At 64.2% G+C, this 2534-nt stretch carries 2 protein-coding genes and 2 pseudogenes; all 4 read left to right on the forward strand.

From position 1 onward, the window contains the following. The first annotated feature begins 63 nt into the window (after window positions 1-63). Window positions 64-666: an ANTAR domain-containing response regulator gene (locus EN994_RS26815; RefSeq protein WP_013530455.1), complete on the forward strand. Its 603-nt coding sequence runs from the start codon at window positions 64-66 to the stop codon at window positions 664-666. Between the two features lie 2 nt (window positions 667-668). Continuing rightward, complete coding sequence (locus EN994_RS36790; RefSeq protein ID WP_281057004.1) at window positions 669-911, forward strand: ABC transporter substrate-binding protein; 243 nt, start codon at window positions 669-671, stop codon at window positions 909-911. Beyond that, window positions 866-1933: pseudogene (locus EN994_RS26825) on the forward strand (CmpA/NrtA family ABC transporter substrate-binding protein); the annotation flags it as partial. The gene EN994_RS36790 and the pseudogene EN994_RS26825, both read left to right, overlap by 46 nt. Before the next feature lie 68 nt (window positions 1934-2001). Continuing rightward, window positions 2002-2534 (forward strand): annotated as a pseudogene (locus EN994_RS26830) (nitrate ABC transporter, permease protein); the annotation flags it as partial.

Genomic DNA, 2534 nt, shown 5'->3' on the forward strand with positions numbered 1-2534 from the left:
AGCGAGCACCGCTCTCTCTCGATACCGCATTGCACAATTCCCTCGCTTAGTCACAATGCAGGCATGGTTCGAACCGCACTCGCCGTCCTGGTGATCGATGAAAACCGCATCCGCGCCGCGATCATCGAGGCGGGTTTGCGCGAGGCCGGCCATGAGCGGGTCACCGTCATCCATGATGTGACCGGCATTGCGCGGCGGATCGCCGAGATCGAGCCCGATGTCATCGTCATCGATCTCGAAAACCCGAATCGCGACATGCTGGAAAACATGTTCCAGCTGTCGCGTGCCGTAAAACGGCCGATCGCCATGTTCGTCGACCGCTCCGACCAGGCCTCGATCGAGGCGGCGGTCGATGCCGGCGTTTCGGCCTATGTCGTCGACGGTCTGCGGCAAGAGCGCGTCAAGCCGATCCTCGACATGGCGGTCAGCCGCTTCAACGCCTTTTCGCGCATGGCACGCGAACTGGAAGAGGTTCGCGGCGAGCTCGAGAGCCGCAAGGTGATCGACCGTGCCAAGGGCATCCTGATGAAATCGCGCGGCCTCTCCGAAGAGGCGGCCTACACGCTGCTGCGCAAGACGGCGATGAACCAGAACCGCAAGATCGGCGACATCGCCCAAAGCCTGGTGACTGCCGCGGGGCTGCTGGGACCGGCGGAGGACGAATGAGCATGACTGCCGAGCACCAGATCACCGCCGGCTTCATGCCGCTTTTCGACAGCGCCGTGCTGGTCGCGGCCGGCGAGCTTGGCTTCGCCGCGCAAGAAGGCATCGATCTGAAGCTGCACCGCGAGACATCCTGGGCCAACATCCGCGACCGCATCGCCATCGGCCACTTCCATCTCGCGCATATGCTGGGACCGATGTCGAGGTGCTCAAGCAGGCCTCCTGGGGTGCGACACGCGACAATCTGATGCTCGGCGGCGCGGCCAACGGCATCGACGGCGCTCATATCCTGACACCGCTGCCTTACCTCATGCACACCGGCAAGGTGACGCAGAACAACCAGCCGATGCCGATGGCGATCGTGGCTCGGCTCAACTACGACTGCCAGGGCATTTCGGTCGCCCAGGAATATGCCGGCACCGGTGTCGGCCTCGACGCCTCGAAGCTGAAAGACGCCTTCGCTGCCAAGAAGGCGACCGGCAAGGAAATCAAGGCCGCCATGACCTTCCCGGGCGGTACGCATGATCTGTGGCTGCGCTATTGGCTGGCCGCCGGCGGCATCGATCCCGACAAGGACGTCTCGACCATCGTCGTGCCGCCGCCGCAGATGGTGGCCAACATGAAGGTCGGCAATATGGACGTGTTCTGCGTCGGCGAGCCGTGGAACGAGCAACTCGTCCACCAGGGCGTGGGCTTCACCGCCGCCACGACAGGCGAATTGTGGAAGGGCCATCCCGAAAAGGCGCTCGGCCTGCGCGCCGAATTCATCGAGAAATATCCGAACGCCACCAAGGCGATCCTGATGGCCGTCATGGAAGCCCAGCAATGGTGCGAGGCCACCGAGAACAAGGACGAGATGGCCGCTATCATCGGCAAGCGGCAATGGATGAACGTGCCCGTCGCCGACATCATCGGCCGCCTCAAGGGCGACATCAACTATGGCAATGGCCGCGTCGCCAACGGCACCGATCTCTCCATGAAGTTCTGGAAGGGCGGCGTCTCTTATCCGTTCAAGAGCCATGATGCGTGGTTCCTTGCCGAGAACATCCGCTGGGGCAAGTTCGCGCCGACCACCGACATCAACGCGCTGGTCGACCAGGTCAACCGCGAGGATCTGTGGCGCGAGGCGGCCAAGGATCTCGGCGTCGCGGCAGCCGACGTTCCGGCGTCGTCGTCGCGCGGCGTCGAGACCTTTTTCGACGGCAAGATTTTCGATCCGGCCAACCCGTCCGCCTATCTCGACAGCCTGAAGATCAAGGCATCGGCGTAGCCTGATCGCAAGCGGCGCGCATGCGCCGCTTGCGATCACTACCTGCCCCCAAGGAGTTTTCCCCAGACATGTCGATCCAGACTATCGAGGACACCAAGGTGAAGGCCTTTCCCGCCAAGCCGGCGGAGGTCATCGCCTTCACTGCCAAGGCACGGCGCCGCTTCGAGCCGCTCGCCATCGCCGGCAAACTGGCGAGCGCGCTGGTGCCGCCCATCATCGTCATCGCGCTGATGCTGGTCGTCTGGCAGATCGCCTGTTCGTCGCCGACATCGAGCCTGCCGCCGCCGACCCAGGTGTGGAACGAGGCCTACGACCTGATAGCGCATCCGTTCTTCGACAATGGCCCGCAGGATATAGGTCTGGCCTGGCGCGTGCTGATCTCGCTGCAGCGCGTCGCCGTCGGCTTCGGCCTGGCGGCGGTCGTCGGCGTCGCGCTCGGTGCGCTGGTCGGCCAGTCGATCTGGGCGATGCGCGGCCTCGACCCGGTGTTCCAGATCCTGCGCACGGTGCCGCCGCTGGCCTGGCTGCCGCTGTCGCTGGCGGCGTTCCGTGATTCCAGCCCGTCGGCGATCTTCGTCATCTTCATCACCTCGATCTGGCC

Origin of the sequence: Mesorhizobium sp. M7A.F.Ca.CA.002.09.1.1 (assembly GCF_003998555.1) — a bacterium.
GTDB classification, from domain to species: domain Bacteria; phylum Pseudomonadota; class Alphaproteobacteria; order Rhizobiales; family Rhizobiaceae; genus Mesorhizobium; species Mesorhizobium ciceri.

Bases quoted from the DNA above. Each gene is read 5' to 3' on its own strand.
- EN994_RS26815 (WP_013530455.1), top strand. From the start codon at position 64: ATGGTTCGAACCGCACTCGCCGTCCTGGTGATCGATGAAAACCGCATC.
- EN994_RS36790 (WP_281057004.1), top strand. From the start codon at position 669: ATGACTGCCGAGCACCAGATCACCGCCGGCTTCATGCCGCTTTTCGAC.